This window comes from Microbacterium sp. Z6_144 (assembly GCF_057197625.1).
In genome coordinates, this window is record NZ_JBXVPT010000001.1 from 1163434 (window position 1) to 1185227 (window position 21794).

Genomic DNA, 21794 nt, shown 5'->3' on the forward strand with positions numbered 1-21794 from the left:
GTGGGAGAGGGAGCACGATGACAGAGAACATCCTCGAGATGCGAGGCATCACCAAGACCTTCCCGGGCGTCAAAGCGCTCTCGAACGTCACGCTGGCGGTGGAGCGCGGCGCGGTCCACGCGATCTGCGGCGAGAACGGTGCCGGCAAGTCGACTCTGATGAAGGTCCTGTCGGGGGTGTACCCCCACGGCACCTACGACGGCCAGATCGTGTTCGAGGGCGATGAGGTGGCCTTCCGCAACCTCCGCGACAGCGAGTCGCGAGGCATCGTCATCATCCATCAGGAGCTGGCGTTGAGCCCGTACCTGTCGATCGCCGAGAACATCTTCCTCAACAACGAGCGCACCAGGGCCGGGATCATCGACTGGAACAAGACCAACTTCGAGGCGGCCACCCTCCTCAAGCGCGTCGGCCTCCGCGACAATCCGACCACCAAGATCAACCAGATCGGCGTCGGAAAGCAGCAGCTGGTGGAGATCGCCAAGGCGCTGTCGAAAGACGTCAAGCTCCTCATCCTGGACGAGCCCACGGCCGCCCTCAACGACGACGACTCCGCGCATCTGCTCGAGCTCATCCTTCAACTCAAGGAGGAGGGCGTGACCTCGATCATCATCAGTCACAAGCTCAACGAGATCAAACGCGTGGCCGACAGCGTCACGGTCATCCGCGACGGCAAGACGATCGAGACGATGGCCAAGGCCGAGGTCACCGAGGACCGCATCATCAAGGACATGGTGGGCCGGGACCTCGAGCACCGCTATCCCGATCACGAGCCCCAGATCGGTGAGGAGCTGCTGCGGGTGGAGGACTGGACGGCCCACCACCCGCAGGACCCCGCCCGCGTCGTCGTCGACAAGGTCTCGCTCACCGTCCGGGCGGGCGAGATCGTCGGGATCGCCGGGCTCATGGGCGCCGGCCGCACCGAGTTCGCGATGAGCCTGTTCGGCCACAGCTACGGCACGCGCATCTCCGGCAAGGTGTTCATGCGCGGCAAGGAGATCAAGACCCGCACGGTGTCCGAGGCGATCGACAACGGCCTCGCGTACGCCACCGAGGACCGCAAGACGTACGGTCTGAACCTCATCGAAGACATCAAGCGCAACGTCTCGATGGCGTCGCTGCGCAAGCTCGAGAAGGCCGGGCTCGTCAACGACAACGAGGAGTTCAAGGTCGCCAATCAGTACCGGCGCGACCTGAACATCAAGGCCCCGAACGTGCTCGTGAAAACCGGCAAGCTCTCCGGCGGTAACCAGCAGAAGGTCGTGCTGTCGAAGTGGATCTACGCCGATCCCGATGTGCTGATCCTCGACGAGCCCACGCGCGGCATCGACGTGGGAGCGAAGTACGAGATCTACACGATCATCAACCGGCTGGCCGCAGAGGGGAAGGGCATCATCGTCATCTCGTCCGAACTGCCCGAGCTCCTCGGAATCTCCGACCGCGTGTACGCGCTGTCGGAGGGGCGGATCACCGGTGAGGTGCCCGTTTCCGAAGCCACACCCGAATCCGTCCTCAAGCTCATGACCATGGAAAACCCCCGCTGACGGGGGCCGGGAGACACATCAATGACGAACAACACCGAGGCCGTCGGCGCACAGGTCAATCCGCCCGACAACAAGTTCACGCGCTGGTTCACGCACGTCCTGACGGACCTGGGCAAGAACGGCATCTTCATCGCCCTCCTCGCCGTCGTGACCCTGTTCGCGATCCTCACCGACGGCATCCTGTTGCGACCGCAGAACATCTCGAACCTGGTCGTGCAGAACGGTTACATCCTCGTGCTGGCGATCGGCATGGTGATGATCATCGTGGCGGGACACATCGATCTGTCCGTCGGTTCCGTCGCCGCCTTCGTCGCCGCACTCTCCGGCGTCTTCGCCGTGCGCATGGGAATGCCCTGGTGGCTGGCGATCCTGCTGTCGCTCCTGATCGGTGCGCTCGTGGGCGCGTGGCAGGGCTTCTGGATCGCCTTCGTGGGGATTCCGGCGTTCATCGTGACGCTGGCGGGGATGCTCATCTTCCGCGGACTCGCGCTGATCGTCCTGGACGGCGCCAACGTCGGATCGTTCCCGACGGAATACCGCGCAATCGGCAACGGCTTCCTCGGGGGGATCTTCGGTGAGACCGAACCGGACGTGTTCACGCTGATCATCGGTGCGGTGGCGATCGTCGCACTCGTCGTGCAGCAGTGGCGCACCCGGGCCGGCCGGCAGAAGTACGGTCAGGAGGTCGAGCCGCTGCTGTGGTTCGTCGCCAAGCTCGCCCTGATCTCGGCCGCGATCGCGTTCTTCATGTACTCTCTCGCCTCGTACCGCGGCATCCCCGTGACCCTCATCATCCTCGCGGTGCTGGTGATGGTCTACGGAGTGGTCATGAATCGCACGGTCTTCGGCCGGCACATCTACGCCATCGGCGGCAACCGCCACGCCGCCGAGCTGTCGGGGATCAAGACGCGCCGCGTGGACTTCTGGCTGTTCGTGAACATGGGAGTCCTGGCCGCGCTGGCGGGCCTGATCTTCACCGCCCGCCTGAACCTCGCCGGTCCTCGAGCCGGTACCGGCTTCGAGCTGGAGGCGATCTCCGCGGCCTTCATCGGCGGCGCCGCGGTGCAGGGCGGCGTCGGCACGATCGGCGGCGCGATCATCGGCGGCCTCATCATCGGCGTGCTCAACAACGGCATGTCGATCATGGGCATCGGCATCGAGTGGCAGCAGGCCGTGAAGGGCCTCGTGCTGCTGCTGGCCGTCGCGTTCGACGTGTACAACAAGCGCCGCTCCGGCAACTGAGCATCCCGACCCCCCGAGAACCCGTCCGCGGGGTTCTCGGGGGGTCGCCGCCGTCAGGGGACGAGAGTGACCTTGCCGTCGGTGCCCGCCTCGACCAGGCGCTGCGCCTCGGCAGCGGCTGACAGGGGGAGCGCCGGGCCGAGTTCGACCGAGAACGCACCCGCAGCCAGCAGCGCGAGCGTGACGGGGATCGCCTCGCGCCGCCACGCGCTCTCTTGTGGGGTGAGGGGGCGCGGGCTGCCGCCGCGGAACGCGCGGATCCCGAGGGCGTCGGCCTCGGCTCCGCGGACGAGCGTCACGATCCGCCGCCGGTCGGCGACCAGCGCGAGGGAGGTCTGGAGGGCCTCGTCCGTGCCGACGCAGTCCAGCGCCGCCGTGATCCCCTCCGGGGCGGCCTCGCGCACACGGCCGGCGAGCCCTTCGCCGTAGCGGATGACGGTCGCGCCCAGCGCCGCGAGGCCCGCGGCCCGCCGCTCCGACGAGGTCGCGACCACGCGCGCGCCCCACAGCGTGGCGTACTGCACGGCTGCCCGTCCGACCGACCCCGACCCGCCGTGCACCAGCAGCGTGTCGCCCGGACCGATCGCGAGCGACCGCAGCGACTGGTACGCCGTGCCCACCGGGATGCCCATCGCGGCCGCCTGCGCGGCGGAGACCGCGGCAGGACGCACAACGGCGGATGCGGCGGTCACGACGATCTCGTCGGCGTAGGTTCCCAGTGCGTCGAACACGGCCACGGCAAGGCCGGGGCGGAAGCCGTCGACCTCGGCGCCGATCTCCGTCACGACGCCCGCGCCGTCCGCGCCGGCGCGGCGCGGTTCGTCGATCGGCGCGCTGACGCGGCGTCCGGAGCGCAGCTTCGCGTCGACGGGGTTCACCCCGGCGGCCTCGAGCCGGATCCGCAGCTCGCCCGGGCCGAGGGCGGGGGAGGGCACATCCCTCACGTGGAGCACCTCGGGGTCTCCGAACTCGGTATAGACGACGGCGCGCGGCATGGGGCCTCCCTCTCCGCGGCCGAGCCTAGCGGCGGGTCACCCGCGCAACGCCTTGGCGAGCCGCTGCGGCGACACCGGTTCTGCCGTCCCCAGCCGTTGGGCGAAAAGGCTCACGCGCAGCTCTTCGAGAAGCCACCGCGCGTGGACGAGGCCGGGCGGCGCGTCCGCGGCCGGGGGGATGGTGCCGCCCGCCTCCGCGTAGACGGCCGCAGCCCGCTCGTACTCGGTCTGGCGCTGCCGGTCACGGCCCGGATTGTCGGGCAGGGTCTGCACGCGCTCGAGTGCACCGGCGAGGTATCGCGGCACATGCGCGAGCCGCGCGAGCCCGATGGCGGAGACGAACCCGGGGAACACCAGCCCCGTCAGCTGCGCGCGGACGTCTCCGAGCGCGCCGAGGAGCGCCATCGACGTCTGACCCCTCAGTGCCCGCTCCACCTCGCGCGCGCCGCTGAGGACGCGCACCGTCAGCGACACGGCCGCGAAGGTGTCGTCCACGACAGCGGCGGAGAGGGCATCGCGCACGCGCTCGAACGCGGCGGCGGTCCGCACCGCTCCGCCCGGCGTCTCCCGCTGGAGCACCGCATCGGCCACGGCCACGCGCGCGTCCTCGATGAGCGCCTTCGCGCTGGGGTACGGGGATGCGGCCAGGGCCAGCTTCTCCGTCGAGGTGAGGTGCTCCAGCACATAGGACGCGGGCGAGGCGACCGCGAGGAGCAGCAGCCGGCGGACGCCCGCGGCGGTGAGGCGGGCCGCATCCTCCGGCGTGGTCTCCAATCGCAGCGACACCGAGGCACCCTCGTCCACGATCGCCGGATAGCCGCGCACGACCCCTCCGGCGACCCGCGTATCCACGACGTCGGGAAGGTCGCCGAACGTCCAGCCGGTGACGCCGGAGCGGGCGGAGAATCCGCCGCCGTCCCCGGGTGCGGTCGCCGCCGCCACCCGCGAGGCGCTCCGGTCGATCGTCGCTGCGACGCTCGTGCGCGCGCGGTCGGCCAGGCGCGCCTGCAGGGCCCGCAGGTCGCGGTCGGTGCCGACGGTGCGCCCCCGCGCGTCCACCGCGCGGAAGGTCGGAAGCAGGTGAGCCGGCACCCGCGCCAGGTCGAAGTCCGCCCCCCTCACGCGCTGGTTCGCGACGCGCTGGACGAGGGCGGCGAGGGCCTCGACGAGGCTCGTCGCCGGGAGACCGTCGGAATTCTCCGGCCCGCGACCGGCGAGTTCGGCGGCGAACCGGTCGGCCCAGTCGCCGGCGGGAACGACGTTTCGCCGGATCGCTTTGGGGAGCGCGCGGAGGAGCGCGGTCACCAGGGCGTCGCGGAGCCCCGGCACCTGCCAGTCGAAACCGTCGGGGCGCAGCTGCGCGAGGAGGGCCAGGGGCACGACGACGGTGAGCCCGTCGTCGGGAGCGCCGGGTTCGAACCGGTACGACAGCGACAGGGTCTGATCGCCCTGCTGCCACCGAGATGGGAATCCGCGGTCATCCGCGCGCGCCGCGTCGCCGGTGAGGTCGGCCTCCGACAGATCGAGCAGGTGCGGCGTGCGGCTCGACGCATCCCGCCACCACTGCTCGAACGAGCGTACGTCGAACACATCGGCGGGGATGCGCGCGTCGTAGAAGGCGAACACGGCCTCATCGCCCACGAGGATGTCGCGGCGGCGCTCGCGCTCCTCGATCTTCTCCAGCCGCCGGCGCTGCTCGGTGTTGCGCCGGAGGAACGCGGTGAGGCGCTTGTCGAGGGCCGACGCATCCCACTCCTCCTCGACGAGCGCGTGGCGGAGGAACATCTCCCGCGCGAGGGGGCGGTCGAAACGGGCCAGCTGCACGCGCCGGCGGGGGATGATCTCGACCCCGAACAGGGTGACCTTCTCGTACGCGGACGCGGCGCCGGCGGACTTGGACCAGTGCGGCTCGCTCAAGGAACGCTTGGCGAGGTCGCCGGCCAGCGACTCCGCCCACGCCGGGTCGATCGCCGCCACGGTGCGGGCGTACAACCGGGAGGTCTCCACCAGCTCGGCGGCCATCACGGCCTGGGGCCGGCGCTTGCGGAGCCCCGACCCGGGGAAGATCGCGAAACGCGCACCGCGGGCGCCGACGTACTCGCCCTTGGCCGAGCGGCCGTCGCCCTTGCCGTCGCGCGGCGTGCGGCGGTCCTTGGGCGGGTTCGCGGTCCGCGGGTCGAGGATGCCGATCTGCGAGAGGAGTCCGGCGAGGATGGCGCGGTGGATGTCGTCGCCGGCGTCATGTCCGGTGGCCTCGCCCGCCGTTCGCGGGGGCGCCGGGTCGGCAGCATCCGACGGGCGCGCCGCGTCAGCATCCGACGGGCGCGTCGGGTCGGCAGCATCCGACGGGCGCGATCGGGGGGCGCCCTGGGCGGGCCGCCGCGGCCCACCCAGCACCGAGCGGAGCTGGCGGTGGACGTCGACCCACTCCCGCACGCGCACGTAGTTGAGGAACTCGGCCCGGCACAGCCGCCGGAAGGCGCTGGATCCGAGTTCGGCCTGCTTCTCCTGCAGGTGGTTCCACAGGTTCAGCAGCGAGAGGAAGTCGCTCGTGGGGTCGGTGAAGCGCGCGTGCAGGCGGTCGGCCTCCTCGCGGCGCTCTTCTGGGCGTTCGCGCACATCCTGGATCGACAGCCCCGCCACGATGGGGAGCACGTCGCCGAGGGTGCCGTTGTCGCGGGCCTCCAGCAGCATCCGGGCGAAGCGCGGGTCGATCGGCAGGCGGGAGATCTCGCGTCCGATCCCGGTCAGCCGGGGAGCGTCGCCGGTGCGGCCCGGGCGGATCGCGCCGAGCTCGGTGAGGAGGTCGGCGGCGGCCTTCACTCCGCGCGAGTCCGGTTTGGTGAGGAACGGGAAGGCCGCGAGATCGCCGAAGCCGAGCGACAGCATCTGCAGGAGTACCGAGGCCAGCGACGTGCGCAGCACCTCCGGTTCGGTGAACTCGGGGCGCCGGGCGAAGTCCTCCTCGGAGTACAGGCGGATCGCGACGCCGGGGGCGGTGCGGCCGGCGCGGCCCGCGCGCTGCTGCGCCGACGCCTGCGACACGGCCTCGATCGGCAGGCGCTGGATCTTCGAGCGCGCGCTGTACCGCGAGATGCGCGCCGTGCCGGTGTCGACGACGTACCGGATTCCGGGGACGGTCAGGCTCGTCTCGGCCACGTTGGTGGCGAGGATGACCCGGCGCCGCACGCCCGCGACGCGGGAGGGTTCGAACACGCGATGCTGTTCCGCCGAGGAGAGACGACCGTAAAGGGGGAGGACCTCGGTGGGCGCAGCATCCTTCGCGTACGCGCCGCGCACCGCCTCGGCGGCATCGCGGATCTCCGCCTCGCCGGGGAGGAACACCAGCACATCACCGGCGGGCTCGCGGTCGAGCTCGCGCAGCGCCGCGACGATCCCGCCGACCTCGTCCGGATCGTCGGCCGCCTCGCCCTCGGCCACCAGCGGCCGGTAGCGGATGTCGACCGGGTAGGTGCGGCCGGAGACCTCCACGATCGGCGCGGGCTGACCCGCGGCATCCGCGAAATGCTTCGCGAAGCTCTGCGGGTCGATGGTCGCCGACGTCACGATCACCTTGAGGTCGGGGCGCTCGGGAAGGATGCGGCGGAGGTAGCCGAGGAGGAAGTCGATGTTGAGCGACCGCTCGTGCGCCTCGTCGATGATGATCGTGTCGTAGCGGCGGAGGAGCCGGTCGCGGTGGATCTCGTTGAGGAGGATGCCGTCGGTGACGAGGGCGACCCGCGTGTCCTCGGAGACGTTGTCGGTGAAGCGCACCTTGTAGCCGACGGTGGTGCCCAGCGGCACCTCGAGTTCCTCGGCGATGCGCTCGGCGATGGTGCGGGCGGCGATCCGGCGAGGCTGGGTGTGCGCGATGCGCGTGCGTCCGAGCTCGAGGCAGATCTTCGGCAGCTGGGTGGTCTTGCCCGACCCGGTCGCGCCGGCGACGATCACGACCTGGTTCTCGGCGATGGCGCGCGCGATCTCCTCCCGCGCGGCGCTGACCGGCAGCTCCGGAGGGTAGGTGATCACGGGTTCGGGCGAGGACACAGCCTTCGATCGTATCCCCTCCGTAGCAGCCTTCGCCGTTCGCCGCGGGATGCACAACGGCGGATGCGGCGGTCGGCACGCCGCGCGAGAGGGGCGGGACGCGGCGCGTCACTCAGGATCTCCGCCGTTGTGCGCCGGCGGACGGACAGGGGAGCGGCCGGAGGAGGGTCAGGATGGGCGGGAGATGCGCGCGGTCAGTTCGTCCCACATCGCATCCAGGCGCGGCGTCCACGGCGCCGCCATCTCGCCGGACCGGTAGCGGTGCTCGGCCACCTCCAGCGGCACCCACTCGGCTTCGGCCACCTCGAGAGGATCGGGCGGCAGCTCGGGCGTCTCGGCGATCCGCACGGCGTAGAGATCGAACAGCGCGGTCGCCTCCGCGAATCGGCCCACCAGGACCAGGGATGCGGCGGACACCGCGACGCCCGTCTCCTCGCGCAGCTCTCGCACCGCGCCCTCGGCACTGGCTTCACCGGCGAGCACGCTCCCCGCCGGGAACTCCCAGGTGAGCGGATAGTCCTTGACCGAGGCCCGGCGCGTCATGAGCACGCGACTGTCGGGGCGGACCACGCACGTGCCCACGACGACGTGGAACGCACCATCCGGCCATCGGGCATCGCCGCGTCGGTGGGTGCGACCCATCGGCGCGCCATCGCGGGTGGTGAGGTCCCACAGTTCCTCGTCGCTCATCGCACCATCTTGCCGCCGCCCGTGCACAACGGCGGATCTTCTGCGAGGCACGCCGGTGACGTACCGGCCCGACCGGCGTGTCACCGAGAATCTCCGCCGTTGTGCATGGCGGCGGAGGACGAGGCAGCGGGGGATCCGCCCTGCGCGAGAAACGACGATCCGGACGAGACAGGGCGCGACGCGGGGTTTCTCGTCCGGATCGCTGTTTCTCGCCGGCGGGAGGACGGCGGCAGGACGGCGGGAGGCCGGTGGGAGGCCAGCGCGCGGCACCGGGCGGAGGGGCGTGTCGCGCGCCGGGGCGTGTCCGTCAACCCCCGGACGCGACGGCCGGGGCCGCTCCTAGGGTGGGGACATGACCATTCCCACCGTTGCCCTGAACGACGGCAACAGCATCCCCCAGCTCGGCTACGGCGTGTTCCTCGTTCCGCCGGAGGACACCGAGCGTGCGGTGAGCGAAGCACTCGAGGTCGGCTACCGGCATATCGACACCGCGGCCCTCTACCGCAACGAGCAAGGCGTGGGCGCGGCGATCGCGGCCAGCGGGATTCCGCGGGACGAGCTCTTCGTCACGACGAAGCTCGCCAACGACCGGCACGACGGCGACGAGCCGCTCGACGCCATCGCGGAGAGCCTGGACAAGCTCGGCCTCGAGCAGGTGGACCTCTACCTCATCCACTGGCCCACCCCCGCGAAGGACAACTACCTCAACGCGTGGGAGAAGCTGATCCAGATCCGGGATGCGGGGCAGGCCCGCTCGATCGGAGTGTCGAACTTCCTCGTGCCGCACCTGGAGCGCATCGTCGAGGCCACCGGGGTCACCCCCGCCATCGACCAGATCGAGCTGCACCCGGCGCACGCTCAGCGCGAGATCGCGGCCTGGGGTGCCGACCACGGTATGCACATCGAGTCGTGGGGTCCGCTCGGGCAGGGCAAGTACGACCTCTTCGGCATCCGCGCCGTCGCGGAGGCCGCCGAAGCACACGGCAAGACGCCCGCCCAGGCGGTGCTGCGCTGGCACATCCAGCACGGGTTCATCGTGTTCCCCAAGTCGGTGCGCCGCGAGCGTCTCGAGGAGAACATCGACGTCTTCGACTTCGAGCTCACCGACGCCGAGATGGCCGCCATCGACGCGATCGACCCGCAGGACGGCTCCGGCCGCGTCGGGTCGCACCCGGATGAGGTGAACTGACCTGAACCGCCTCGCGAACGCCTCCAGCCCCTACCTGCGCCTCCACGCGACCAACCCGGTCGCGTGGTACCCGTGGGGGCCGGAGGCATTCGCCGAGGCGGCGCGCCGCGACGTGCCGGTGCTCGTGTCGATCGGTTACTCCACGTGCCACTGGTGCCACGTCATGGCGCGCGAGTCGTTCGCCGATGACGCCACCGCCGCGATCATCAACGACGGGTTCGTGGCGATCAAGGTCGACCGGGAAGAGCATCCCGAGGTGGATGCTGCGTACCTCGACGCCGCCTCCGCGTTCACCCGCAACCTCGGCTGGCCCCTCACGGTGTTCACGACACCCGGCGGCGGGGTGTTCTACGCCGGCACGTACTGGCCGGACGAGGCCCGCGGCGGGATGCCGGCCTTCCGCGAGGTGCTCGCCGCGGTGCGGGAGGCGTGGACGCAGCGCCGCGAGGAGGTTCTCCGCACGGGCGACGCCCTGCGCGACGCGCTCGCCGCCTCCGCCGGGCCAGCGGCCGACGCGCTTCCCCCCATCGACGTGCTCGCCGAGGCGGCCCGCGCCGTGGTGGCCCTCGAGGACCGCGAATACGGCGGGTTCGCCGCCGGCCGCGCGATCGAGTCGCCGAAGTTCCCGAACGTTCCCGTGCTGCGCTTCCTCTCGGCCGAGGCGCTGGCCGACCCCGTTCCGGATGCGGCGGCCGTCGCCCGCCGCGCCCTGGCGGCGATGGCGGCCTCCGAGCTCCACGACCCGGTCGAAGGCGGATTCTTCCGCTACGCCACCCGCCGCGACTGGACGGTGCCGCACTACGAGCGGATGCTCACCGACAACGCCGGGCTGATCGACGCCGCGCTCGACGCGGGGGAGGATGACATCGCCCGCGACGCGGCACGTTACCTCGTCGACGTGCTGCAGCAGCCGACCGGCGGCATCGCGGCGGCTCAGGACTCCGAGTCGATCATCGACGGCGAGCGCAGCGAGGGCGGCTATTACGCCCGCGACGCCGAGGCGCGGGCGGAGCTTTCCCCGCCGGCGCTGGACGGCAAGATCGTGACCGGCTGGAACGGGCATGCCATCGCGGCGCTCGCCCGGGCCGGGGCGACGCTGGACGACGACCGATTCCTCAAGGCGGCCCGCTGGGCCGCGGATGCGGTGCTGGAGACCAACGTCGGCGACGACGGGATGCTGCGGCGGGCGTCATTGGATGAGATCGTCTCTGCCGCGCCGGCCACGCTCGAGGACTACGGGGGCCTTGCCCGCGGGTTGCTGGTGCTCGCCCTGGCCACGGGCGAGACGGCCTACGCCGTTCGCGGCCGCGAACTCGTCGACGCGTGCCTCCGCGACGACGGGGGCATCGAGGCGCCCGGCGGGGGCGACCCGGTGCTCGCGGCGCAGGGGCTCCGCTCCGCCGGCGTGCCCAGCGACGGGGCTGCGCCCTCGGGACCGTCCGCCCTGGCTGCCGCAGCGCTGCTCCTGTGGCAGCTGGGCGCGGGCGACCGGTACCGCGACGCCGCGGCGACGCTCGTACGGGCGGCCGCGCCGGCAGCCCTGGCCGCGCCGATCGCGCACGGAGCGCTCCTGGAGGTCGCCGTGGGCCTGGCGACGCCACCTCACCAACTCGTCGTGGTCGGTGACGCGGCGAGTCCGCTCGCGGCCCGCGCCCGCGGCATCCGCGCCGATGTCGTCGCCCTCGTCTCGCCCGATCACGCCGTGGGCCTCGCCGCGGCGGGGTTCTCCCTGTTCGAGGGCAAAACCCCCGTCGACGGGCGTGCCACCGCATACGACTGCCGTGCTTTCGCGTGCCGCCTCCCGGTGACCGATCCGGAGCTGCTCGGCTAGACCCAGGTGCGCAGCCAGTTGTGCAGCAGCCAGAAGTCGTAGGGGACGGGGACCCCCGTCCACACCGGGTACCAGAACGCCGAGACGAGGGTGGCGACCACGAGGAACACGATGACGACCCCCTGGCCCCCGGCCCGCCGTGCGGGGTCGCCTCCCGCCCGCGCGATATCGCGCAGGGCGAAGACCAGCGCGAGGATCAGGAACGGCAGCAGCACCACCGTGTAGAACTGGAAGATCGTCCGCTCCGGATACAGCAGCCAGGGCACGTAGGTCGCCGCCACCCCCGTGAGCACGAGCGCGAAACGCCACTCGCGGGTGAGGACGAAGCGCACGGCGAGGTAGAGGACCGCGGCCACGCCACCCCACCACAGGAGCGGGTTCGGGAGGCTCGAGATGGCCTCGGTGCACCCGGAGGGCAGCGTGCATCCGTTCTCCCCGGCGGCACCCTGGTGCCAGTACATCGACGTGGGACGGATCAGCAGCGGCCACTGCCACGCCGGACTCGCGTAGGCGTGCGGGGTGGCGAGGCCGACATGGAACGCGTAGATCGACTGGTGGTAGGCCCACAGGTTCTGCAGGGCCAGCGGAACCCACGCCCACACGCCCGTCGCCGGGGACGCATCCACCGCATGGCGCGCGTAGCCGCCGTCGGTCAAGAGCCAGCCGGTCCAGGATGCGACGTACACCAGGAGGGCGACGGGGACGAGGAGGAGGAACGACACCGGGCCCTGCCGGAGCACGGCGTCGGCCGGCCAGAGCCGCACGCCCGCGCGACGGCGGGCCAGTGCGTCGGTGACGACGGCGTACAGGCCGATCGCGGCCAGGACGTACAGCCCGGACCACTTCACCGCGGTGGCCGCGCCCGCCGCGGCCCCCGCCGCGATCAGCCAGGGGCGCGCCCACAGCACAGGCCCCCAGGCGGGCTGGTCGCCCTCGCGCGCGGCGACCAGGGCGGCCAAGCGCGCGAGCGCTGCCCGGCGATCGAGCACCACGAACCAGAAGGCGAGCAGGACGAAGAAGGTGAGGATGCCGTCCAGCAGTGCGATGCGGCTCATCACGATCCCGAGGCCGTCGATGGCGAGCAGGAAGGCGGCGATCGTCGCGAACACGCGTGAGCGGGTGAGAGCGTGCGCGAGGAAGTACAGGACGAGCACGCTGGCGGTGCCGAGCACCGCTACGGCGACGCGCCATCCGGTGGAGGAATCGGCGCCGAACAGCGCCATGCCCGCTCCCATGAGGATGCGTCCGAGCGGCGGGTGCACGACGAAGCTGCCGGCGGTGCGGAAGATGTCGGTCTCGCCGGCGAGGAAGCGGGCGTCGGCGTCGTCGGGCCATGTCGCGGGGTAGCCCAGGCTCCACTGGCTCCACGCATCCTTGACGTAGTACGTCTCGTCGAAGACGATCGCGTCCGGATGACCGAGCCCGGCGAACCGCAGCACGCCGGCCAGAAGCGTCACCAGCGCCGGGGCCAGCCACGAGTAAAGGCGCACACGGCGCGGGTCGGCGAGCACCTGTGCGCGCGCCCGGTCGAACCACGTCGGCGTCACCGCGGGAGGCGGAAGCTCGGCGGTCGACGTCACGGCACCCAGCCTAAGCTGGGGCCCGTGATCATCCTGGGTGCGACCCCGATCGGCAACCTCGGCGACGCGTCGCGGCGCCTGATCGATGCGCTCTCCACGGTCGAGGTCATCGCGGCAGAGGACACGCGCACCGCGCAGCGGCTGCTGGCCGCGCTGGGTGTGGAGAACCGTCCGCGGCTGATCGCGATGCACGACCACAACGAGAAGGAACGCGCGGGCGAGATCGTCGCACTCGCGCGCGAGCAGGACGTGCTCGTGCTCAGCGATGCCGGCATGCCGACCGTGAGCGATCCGGGGTACGGCCTGGTCTCGGCCGCTGCACGCGCCGGCGTCGTGGTGACCGTGCTTCCCGGGCCGAGCGCCGTGCTCACCGCGCTCGCGGTGTCGGGGCTTCCGACCGACCGGTTCGCGTTCGAAGGGTTCCCGCCGCGCAAGCCCGGGGAGCGGCGCGCGGCGTTCGCGGCGCTGGCCGCCGAGCCGCGGACTCTGGTGTTCTTCGAAGCGCCCACGCGCCTGGCCGCGACGCTGGACGACCTCGCCGCCGCGTTCGGCGCCGACCGGCCCGCGGCGGTGTGCCGCGAACTGACGAAGCTCTACGAGGAGGTCGTCCGCGGCCCGCTCGGCGAGCTGGCGGAGTGGGCCGCCGGGGGAGTGCGCGGCGAGATCGTCGTCGTCGTCGGTGGGGCGGCGCCGCGGGAGACGACGTTCCCCGACGCCGTCGCGCAGGTGGTGGAGCTGAAAGCCACCGGCACCCGCCTGAAGGATGCTGCCGCCGAGGTCGCCGCGCACACGGGGCACTCCTCGCGCGAGCTGTACCAGGCGGCCCTCGACGCCCGCGGGTGAGAAACCCCGGTGCGGGCGGGCGCCGGCACGTCACACGGACGGGCGCACCCGGGCGCGCCCGTAGAATTCTCGGGTGAGCACCGGCCGATCCTTCTACATCACGACGCCGATCTACTACCCGAGCGACGTGCCCCACATCGGCCACGGGTACACGACCGTGGCCGTGGACACGCTCGCGCGCTGGCACCGCCAGTCCGGCGATGACACGTGGATGCTCACCGGCACCGACGAGCACGGGCAGAAGATGATGCGGGCGGCGGCGGCCAACGGCGCGACGCCGCAGGAGTGGGTCGACAAGCTCGTCACCGAGTCGTGGTACCCGCTGCTGGAGACCCTCGACGTCGCCAACGACGATTTCATCCGCACCACCCAGCCGCGTCACGAAGAGCGGGTTCGGCAGTTCGTCCAGGCGATCTACGACCGCGGCTACATCTACGCCGGCGAGTTCGAGGCGCTGTACTGCGTCGGATGCGAGGAGTTCAAGACCGAGGCGGAGATCGTCGACGGCACCGGAGCCTTCGAGGGCCTGAAGGTCTGCGCCATCCACTCCAAGCCGCTGGAACTGCTGCAGGAGAAGAACTACTTCTTCAAGCTCAGCGAGTTCCAGGATCGCCTGCTCGAGCTCTACCGCGACGTCCCCGACTTCGTCCGGCCGGAGTCGGCGCGCAACGAGGTCGTGTCGTTCGTGAAGAACGGGCTGAAGGACCTGTCGATCTCCCGCTCGACCTTCGACTGGGGCATCCAGGTGCCGTGGGATGAGTCGCACGTCATCTATGTGTGGGTGGACGCGCTGCTCAATTACGCCACCGCCGTCGGCTACGCCTCCGATCCCGAGGAATTCTCCCGCCGCTGGCCGGCGTACCACGTGGTCGGCAAGGACATCCTGCGCTTCCACGCGGTGATCTGGCCGGCGATGCTGATGGCCGCCGGGGTGGAGGTTCCGCGCGGGGTGTTCGCCCACGGGTGGCTCCTCGTCGGTGGCGAGAAGATGTCGAAGTCGAAGCTCACCGGTATCGCCCCCACCGAGATCACCGATGTCTTCGGCTCCGACGCGTACCGGTTCTACTTCCTGTCCGCGATCGCGTTCGGCCAGGACGGCTCGTTCTCGTGGGAGGACCTCGCCGCCCGCTACCAGGCCGAGCTCGCGAACGGCTTCGGCAACCTCGCATCCCGCACCGTCGCGATGATCGAGCGGTATTACCAAGGGATCGTTCCGCCGCCGGGCGAGTACGCCGAGGGCGACCTCCGCATCCAGAGCACCGTGGCGGATGCGGCGGCCCGGGCCGACGCCGCCATGGAACGGTTCCGCATCGACGAGGCCATCCACGCGGTATGGACGATCGTCGACGAGCTCAACGGCTACATCACCGTCAACGAGCCGTGGGCGCTGGCCAAGGACGACGCCCAGCGCGAGCGGCTCGGCACGGTGCTGTACACCGCCGCGGAGGGCCTGCGCGCCCTCGCCGTACTGCTGTCGCCGGTGATGCCGATCGCGACCGAGAAGCTGTGGGTGGCACTCGGTGCCGCCGAGACGCTCGGGCGCCTGCGCGACCAGCCGCTTCGCGAGGCGGGCCAGTGGGGGAGCCTCCGCCCCGGCACGTCCGTGAACGGCCTGGCGCCGCTCTTCCCCCGCGTGGAGCAGCCGGCCTGACGGGCGCCGCCCCATCCGTCTCGCCCCCATCGCCTCGCCCCCACCCCTGACCCCCATGTCTCACTTCGTGACCCCCATGTCTCACTTCTCGCCACGCATGTCTCAGGATCTGCAGCATCCGGCCCCTGTTTCTGCAGAAAGTGAGACACGGTGGACCAGACACGCCAGACACGCACGGGGGACGGGAGAGACACGGGGCACGGGACGCGCACGGGGGACGGGGCGCGCACGGGGGACGGGGCACGCACGGGGCACGGGACAGGAGGGCGGACGGGGATGGTGACGCAGAAGGATGCGGCGGATCCGTCGCAGTACGTCCGCCAGCGCGAGAAGGGGACGCGCGAGGTCAGCTACCCCGCGCCGCCCGAAGCGCTCCCGGTGGCGGTGTACGACAACCACGCGCACCTGGAGATCGAAGACGGCGAGGTCGGGCTCTCGCTGGACGAACAGCTCGAGCGCGCCGCGGCGGTGGGGGTCCTCGGCGTCGTCCAGGCCGGCGGCGATATCGCGTCCTCGCGCTGGTCGGCGTGGGCCGCCGCATCCCACCCCCACGTGCTCGCCGCCGTGGCGATCCATCCGAATGAGGCGCCGGCGTACGAGGCGGCGGGGGAGTTGGATGCGGCGATCGCCGTGATCGACGAACTGGCCGCCGAGCCGCGCGTGCGGGCCATCGGCGAGACCGGGCTGGATTTCTTCCGCACCGACGAGGACGGCCGGCCGGCGCAGTTCCGCTCGTTCGAGGCGCACATCGCCCTCGCGAAGAGGCACGGCATCGCGATGCAGATCCACGATCGCGACGCGCACGACGCGGTTCTGGAGACGCTGCAGCGCGTCGGGGCCCCCGAACGCACGGTGTTCCACTGCTTCTCCGGCGACGAGTCGATGGCGCGCATCGCCGCCGACCGGGGCTACTACCTCTCCTTCGCCGGCAACGTGACCTTCAAGAACGCGCAGAACCTCCGCGACGCGCTCGCCGTCACCCCGCTGGAGCGCATCCTCGTCGAGACGGATGCCCCGTTCCTGACCCCCACGCCGTTCCGCGGCCGCCCCAACGCGCCCTACCTCGTACCGGTCACCGTGCGGTTCCTCGCCGCGGAACTGGGCGTGGATCTGGAGGAGCTGTGCGTGCAGCTCGCCGCGAACACCGTCGAGGTCTACGGCGCGTTCTGATCGCGGCCGCCGTCGGTCATCGATTCCAGGGTGCGCCCCTTCGTCTCACGGACGAACCTGATCACGAAGAAGATCGCCACGAACGCGAAGAAGGTGTACACGCCGTACGCCAGGCCCAGACCCACCGCAGCCAGCGCCGGGAAGGTCGTGGAGATGATGAAGTTGGCCACCCACTGCGCGGCCGCTGCCACCGACAGGGCGACGGCGCGGATGCGGTTGCTGAACATCTCGCCCAGGAGCACCCACACCACGGGGCCCCAGGACGCGCCGAAGAAGACGACGTAGAGGTTTGCGGCGACGAGCGCGACGGTTCCGGCCGGGCCGTCGAGAACCGGCTGGCCGTCGATGATGGGCGCGGTGGCGAAGACGATGGTGAGCGCCGCGAGGGAGAGGAACTGCCCGATCGCCCCGATGAGGAGGAGGGGCCGGCGGCCCACCTTGTCGATGAGCAGGATCGCGACGATCGTGGTGACGATATTGGTCACGGACGTGATCACGGTGATCGTCAGCGAATCCTGTTCGGTGAATCCCACCGCCTGCCACAGCGTCGAGGAGTAGTAGAAGATCACGTTGATGCCGGTGAACTGCTGCAGCACCGACAGGCCGATCCCCACCCACACGATGGGAAGGAGTCCGAACGCCGGGCCGTGGAGGATGGCGAAGCGGGCCCGGTCGGGCTTGCCCTGGACCGTCTGGATGATGTCGGTCGTGGTCTTCTCGACATTGCCGCCCACGAAGCGCGTGAGCACCTCTTTCGCCTTGCTCACCTCGCCGCGAGCGATGAGGTAGCGCGGCGACTCGGGGATCGTGAGGGCGAGCACGCCGTAGATGACGGCCGGAACGAGTGCCGACAGGAACATCCACCGCCATGCCTCGAGGCCCAGCAGCCACGGGGCCGCGGCGCTGCCCGCCGCGGCCACGATCGCGGCGTCACCGAGGAGCGCGACGAAGATGCCGGTGACGATGGCCATCTGCTGGAGGGACCCGAGGCGCCCGCGGTGCGCCGGAGGGGAGACCTCGGCGATGTAGGCCGGGGCGATCACCGAGGCGATCCCCACCCCGAGGCCGCCCACGATGCGCCAGAACGACAGATCCCAGATCCCGAAGGCGAAGCCGCAGCCCACCGCGCTGATGACGAAGAGGATGGCGGCGACCACCATGATGCGGACGCGCCCGAACCGATCCGCGAGGCGCCCGGCGTACCACGCGCCCACCGCGCACCCCAGAAGCGCCGACGCGACGGAGAACCCGAGGAGGAACGGACCGGCATCGAACTGCTCGCCGATCGCGCTCACTGCCCCGTTGATCACGGCGGTGTCGAAGCCGAACAGGAAGCCCCCCAGCGCCGCGGTGGCGGCGACGAGGATGACGCGGGTGATCGGGACGGAGACGTCGGCGCCGGACGGCGGGGATGAACTCATCGGATTCCTCCTTCGTGGCCCCCGTGCCCCCTTGTGCGCCCACCCTGCCGCGAGCCCCACATGCTGTCAAGGGACCGCCGGGCACGTGCGACGGGCACGGCTACAGTGAAACGATGCCTGTCTCCCTCCTCGGCGCGACCGAGATCCGCCGCCTCGCCGCGGAGCTGGATGTCGTTCCCACCAAGAAGCTGGGGCAGAACTTCGTCGTCGACGCCAACAGCGTCCGCAAGATCGTGCAGGTCGCGCGGGTCACCGCCGAGGACCGCGTCGTGGAGATCGGGCCCGGTCTCGGCTCGCTCACTCTCGCGGTGCTGGAGACCGGCGCGCGCGTGGTGGCCGTGGAGATCGATCATCGCCTCGCCGAGCGGCTGGCCGCCACGGCGCGCGAGCACGGTGTCGCCGACGGGGCGCTCACCGTGATCGACGCCGACGCGCTCCGCGTCACCGAGCTGCCCGGAGACCCCGACGTTCTCGTGGCGAACCTGCCGTACAACGTGTCGGTGCCGGTGCTGCTGCACTTCCTGGAGACCTTCCCCGCCCTGCAGCGAGGGGTCGTCATGGTCCAGGCCGAGGTGGGGGAACGCCTTGCGGCTCCTCCCGGGAGCAAGGTCTACGGGGCACCCAGCGCGAAGGCCGCCTGGTACGGGCGGTGGCGGCTGGCCGGCACCGTGTCGCGCCAGGTGTTCTGGCCGGTGCCGAACGTCGACTCGGTGCTCGTGGCCTTCTCCCGCGACCCCGTTCCACGAGGCAGCGAGGCGGAGCGCCGACGTACCTTCGCGATCGTGGATGCGGCGTTCCAGCAGCGGCGCAAGATGCTCCGGCAGGCGCTGGCGACGGTGCTGGGCGGCTCGGCGGCTGCCGCATCCGCCCTGCTGGAGACGGCGGGCGTCGCCCCCACCGCGCGCGGGGAGGAGCTCGCCATCGACGATTTCCTGCGGATCGCCCGCGCGCTGCCCGAGGCCGATTCCCGCCCTTCCTGACGTGTACACGGCCCGTTCATGAAACATGCCGGTAACATTTCCTTTTGAGAGGCACACTGGAACGCCAGACGTCGCACCTGACGACGTGAAGGGGAGACATGCGGTACGCCGAGTACCCGAAAGCCGAACGCACCCTGCTCCATCTCAGTGACACGCACCTGCGGGTCGGATCGCAGCTCTTCGACGCGGTCGACGCGGAGGCGTATCTGGCCCGCGCGCTCGCGGCCATCGAATCCTCCGGGATCCGCCCGGACGCGCTGATCTTCACCGGTGACGTCGCCGACCGCGGCCAGGGCGAGGCCTACCAGCGCGTGCGGGCGCTGGTCGAACCGCTCGCCGAGCGGCTCGGCGCGGCAGTGGTGTGGGTCATGGGCAATCACGACGACCGCGCCGCTTTCCGCGAGCACCTCCTCCCCGGCGACCCGGCGCCATGGCCGTCGGCGCCGGTGGACCGCATCGACGAGCTCGACGGCCTCCGTATCGTGACCCTCGACACGAGCGTGCCGGGGCACCACCACGGCGAGATCTCCGACGCGCAGCTGGAGTGGCTCGCCGGGGTCCTGGCCACCCCGGCACCCCTGGGAACGATCCTGGCCCTCCACCACCCGCCCGTCCCGAGCGTCCTCGACCTCGCCGTCACCGTCGAACTCCGCGAGCAGCCGCGACTGGCCCAGGTGCTGCGCGGCACGGATGTGCGCGCCATCATCGGCGGACACCTGCACTACTCCACCTTCGCGACGTTCGCGGGCATCCCCGTCTCCGTCGCCTCGGCCACGTGCTACACGCAGGACCTCACCGTCCCGGTGGGCGGGACGCGCCCGCGCGACGGCGCACAGGGGTTCAACCTCATCAGCGTCTACGACGAGACGATCGTCCATTCGGTGGTGTCGCTGGATGCGGCGGCGCCACTGCAGTACGTCGACGCCGAGGCATCCGCGGCACGGCTGCGCGAGGCGGGCGTGGCGATTCCCGGCTCGCGTGAGCTCAGTGGCCGGACAGCGCCGCCGACCGCTCCGCTGCCGATCCTGCGCTGACCTCGGCGTGCTCCCACGGGGGACGCACGGGGAAGGCCCGCTCCAGGCACGATCGCAGTGCGCGGATGCGCATCTCCTCGGGGATCTCCGGAATGCTTCCGTCGTTGAGGCAGAACATGTCGGTGTCGCGGCGGGTGACCAGCCGCTCCATCGTCCGCAGGGACTCCAGCTGCGTCGTCTGCACGTACTGCACCCGCGGCTCGCGCGTGACGACGGCGCGACCGGTGAGCAGCGCGTAGTAGTGGTACAGGCTGTTGGTCACCGAGATGTCGCTGGCCGCACGGAAGCGATTGGCCGCCGTGCGCGCGTAGTCCGGGGCGAACTCGCGCTCCAGCTCCGCCGCGATCGAGCGGCGCATCGGCACGGCGCAGTGCTCCAGGTCGTGCGTGATCATGCGTCCGAACCGCTCCCGCAGCAGGGCCCGGTTCACGCGCAGGCCGTTGTCGTGGCCGGAGCGGCTCGCGTGCGGGTCGCCCGTGCCGATCCGCACGCCGCTCTCCACGAAGCGGCTCACCCCGCCGCCGCTGAAGAACAGCTCCGGTGTGACGGGGCGACCGAAGAACATGTCGTCGTTGCTGTAGAGGAAGTGCTCGGCTAGCCCGTCGATGCGGTGCAGCTGGGCTTCCACGGCGTGGGAGTTGTGCGTCGGGAGCACGGCCGGATCGGCGAAGAACTCCTCGCTGCGGACGATCGTCACCTTCGGGTGCTCGTCGAGCCACGCCGGACGCGGCGAGTCGGTGGCGATGAAGATGCGGCGCACCCACGGCGCGTACATGTGGACGCTGCGCAGGGCGTACCGCAGCTCGTCGATCTGCCGGAATCGCGCGGGGGAGTCGTCGCCGTCGCCGACGACGTAGCCGTCCATCTGCGCGGCACGCTGCCGCTGGAACTCCGTGGACGATCCGTCGACCCACGAGAACACCATGTCGATGTCGAACTGCGCCTCGTCGGGGTACGGATCGAACATGCCCGCCAGGGTCTGCCACGACCGGCCGTAGCGCTCGGTCGTCACGAACGCGACATCCTCGCGCGCGGTGACCCGCCGCGTCAGAGCCGTCGGCCGGGGCGCCTCGACGACCGTGTCTCCGAAGCGCCAGAACTCCAGCCGGGGTGCCAGGGATGCGCCGTAGCGGTACGCGCCGTTCGTGCTCGTCCGCGGACGGTACACCGCGTAGGAGGCCACCGCGCCGTCCTCGATGTCGGCACCGTGCATGGGTACCGGGTCATCGCCGCGGGCTTTGAGGTAGAAGGGCTCGCCGGGGCGCGCCGACTGCAGCGAGCGCAGCGCTTTCGGCCCGGCGGCAGCATCTGCCACCAGTTTCGGACGCCGGTTGCTGTCGCGCACGAGCAGCACCTCGATGCCGGCGGCCTCGAGCGCGGCCGCCACATCCAGCAGATCATCCACCATCGCTTCGGTGGGTGACACGTCGTCGGCGATCAGGTGGAGGACACCGTCCACGAGTCGGACGTCCTCCCGCGCCAGGAGCGCCTGCCACGGGTCGAGTTCGATAGGGAGGGGGACGATTCGACGCACCGCGCTCTCCTTCCAATACAGCCGGGGAATCCCGCAATGCGAG

Annotated in this window: 15 protein-coding genes; 9 read left to right on the forward strand and 6 right to left on the reverse strand. The window is 71.1% G+C overall.

Annotation, left to right across the window (positions count from 1 at the left end):
• The first annotated feature begins 17 nt into the window (after positions 1-17).
• Complete coding sequence (gene mmsA / locus AC2DGY_RS05685) at positions 18-1544, forward strand: multiple monosaccharide ABC transporter ATP-binding protein (protein ID WP_484508730.1); 1527 nt, start codon at positions 18-20, stop codon at positions 1542-1544.
• 21 nt (positions 1545-1565) lie between these two features.
• Positions 1566-2786: a multiple monosaccharide ABC transporter permease gene (gene mmsB / locus AC2DGY_RS05690; RefSeq protein WP_484508731.1), complete on the forward strand. Its 1221-nt coding sequence runs from the start codon at positions 1566-1568 to the stop codon at positions 2784-2786.
• 53 nt (positions 2787-2839) lie between these two features.
• On the opposite strand, the gene AC2DGY_RS05695 is transcribed toward mmsB, so the two are convergent.
• The 3 genes from AC2DGY_RS05695 to AC2DGY_RS05705 form a co-directional block, all read right to left on the reverse strand.
• Positions 2840-3781 carry a quinone oxidoreductase family protein gene (locus AC2DGY_RS05695; protein ID WP_484508732.1) on the reverse strand — a complete coding sequence of 314 codons (942 nt, stop codon included), beginning with the start codon at positions 3779-3781 and terminating at the stop codon, positions 2840-2842.
• Positions 3782-3817: 36 nt separating this feature from the next.
• Entirely contained in the window at positions 3818-7828 is a 4011-nt protein-coding gene (gene hrpA / locus AC2DGY_RS05700; RefSeq protein WP_484508733.1) for an ATP-dependent RNA helicase HrpA, read from the reverse strand.
• Positions 7829-7996: 168 nt separating this feature from the next.
• Complete coding sequence (locus AC2DGY_RS05705; RefSeq protein WP_484508734.1) at positions 7997-8518, reverse strand: NUDIX hydrolase; 522 nt, start codon at positions 8516-8518, stop codon at positions 7997-7999.
• Positions 8519-8870: 352 nt separating this feature from the next.
• Here AC2DGY_RS05705 and AC2DGY_RS05710 point away from each other — a divergent pair, with 352 nt between their 5' ends.
• Both AC2DGY_RS05710 and AC2DGY_RS05715 read left to right on the forward strand, forming a co-directional pair.
• A complete protein-coding gene (locus tag AC2DGY_RS05710) occupies positions 8871-9707 on the forward strand; it encodes an aldo/keto reductase (protein WP_484508735.1) in 837 nt (278 codons plus the stop codon).
• Positions 9708-9741: 34 nt separating this feature from the next.
• The gene (locus tag AC2DGY_RS05715) at positions 9742-11538 is read left to right on the forward strand and encodes a thioredoxin domain-containing protein (RefSeq protein ID WP_484509977.1); all 1797 of its coding nucleotides are present in this window, start codon (positions 9742-9744) and stop codon (positions 11536-11538) included.
• On the opposite strand, the gene AC2DGY_RS05720 is transcribed toward AC2DGY_RS05715, so the two are convergent.
• Entirely contained in the window at positions 11535-13118 is a 1584-nt protein-coding gene (locus AC2DGY_RS05720; RefSeq protein ID WP_484508736.1) for a dolichyl-phosphate-mannose--protein mannosyltransferase, read from the reverse strand. The genes AC2DGY_RS05715 and AC2DGY_RS05720 overlap by 4 nt on opposite strands.
• Before the next feature lie 24 nt (positions 13119-13142).
• Between AC2DGY_RS05720 and rsmI the strand changes: the two genes are divergently transcribed.
• The 3 genes from rsmI (at position 13143) to AC2DGY_RS05735 (ending at position 16782) form a co-directional block, all read left to right on the forward strand.
• Positions 13143-13961, forward strand: a complete 819-nt coding sequence (rsmI, locus tag AC2DGY_RS05725) for a 16S rRNA (cytidine(1402)-2'-O)-methyltransferase (RefSeq protein WP_484508737.1) — start codon at positions 13143-13145, stop codon at positions 13959-13961.
• Positions 13962-14034: 73 nt separating this feature from the next.
• Entirely contained in the window at positions 14035-15612 is a 1578-nt protein-coding gene (gene metG / locus AC2DGY_RS05730; RefSeq protein ID WP_484508738.1) for a methionine--tRNA ligase, read from the forward strand.
• Positions 15613-15888: 276 nt separating this feature from the next.
• Positions 15889-16782: a TatD family hydrolase gene (locus AC2DGY_RS05735; RefSeq protein ID WP_484508739.1), complete on the forward strand. Its 894-nt coding sequence runs from the start codon at positions 15889-15891 to the stop codon at positions 16780-16782.
• Here AC2DGY_RS05735 and AC2DGY_RS05740 read toward each other — a convergent pair.
• The gene (locus AC2DGY_RS05740; protein ID WP_484508740.1) at positions 16767-18203 is read right to left on the reverse strand and encodes a sugar porter family MFS transporter; all 1437 of its coding nucleotides are present in this window, start codon (positions 18201-18203) and stop codon (positions 16767-16769) included. The two genes, AC2DGY_RS05735 and AC2DGY_RS05740, sit on opposite strands and share 16 nt — an antisense overlap.
• Before the next feature lie 113 nt (positions 18204-18316).
• On the opposite strand from AC2DGY_RS05740, the gene rsmA reads away from it, so the two are divergent.
• Positions 18317-19183: a 16S rRNA (adenine(1518)-N(6)/adenine(1519)-N(6))-dimethyltransferase RsmA gene (gene rsmA, locus AC2DGY_RS05745; RefSeq protein ID WP_484508741.1), complete on the forward strand. Its 867-nt coding sequence runs from the start codon at positions 18317-18319 to the stop codon at positions 19181-19183.
• 98 nt (positions 19184-19281) lie between these two features.
• Positions 19282-20217 (forward strand): phosphodiesterase, encoded by a 936-nt coding sequence (locus tag AC2DGY_RS05750; RefSeq protein WP_484508742.1) that lies wholly within the window; start codon positions 19282-19284, stop codon positions 20215-20217.
• On the opposite strand, the gene AC2DGY_RS05755 is transcribed toward AC2DGY_RS05750, so the two are convergent.
• On the reverse strand, positions 20168-21751 hold the full coding sequence (locus AC2DGY_RS05755) for a stealth family protein (protein WP_484508743.1): 1584 nt from the start codon (positions 21749-21751) through the stop codon (positions 20168-20170). The genes AC2DGY_RS05750 and AC2DGY_RS05755 overlap by 50 nt on opposite strands.
• Positions 21752-21794 lie beyond the last annotated feature (43 nt).